A 251-nucleotide genomic window follows, 5' to 3' on the forward strand; every position below is an offset into this window, starting at 1 on the left:
AGCTCAGGAGGAAAGGAGCGATTGCTCGGTATTAGCAAACGAGGCGATGCTTACCTGCGCAGTTTGCTGGTGCATGGCGCCCGGGCTGTCATCCGAACAGCGCAAGCGAAAACGGATCGATTGAGTATCTGGGTGATGCATATTGCGATGACGCGACACCCGAATATTGCCGCGGTAGCGTTGGCGAACAAGACGGCCCGTATCGCTTGGGCAATGCTCACTAAAGGAACCGACTACCAACCTAAAGCCGC

General features: G+C 55.8%; 1 protein-coding gene. It reads left to right on the plus strand.

The features are described 5' to 3' along the window. A partial coding sequence (locus tag ACHAC9_RS24660) for a transposase (protein ID WP_435764462.1) occupies positions 1–251 on the plus strand: 251 nt, incomplete at both ends.

The sequence above is a fragment of the Massilia sp. CMS3.1 genome (assembly GCF_051262535.1).
Taxonomy (GTDB): domain Bacteria; phylum Pseudomonadota; class Gammaproteobacteria; order Burkholderiales; family Burkholderiaceae_D; genus Telluria.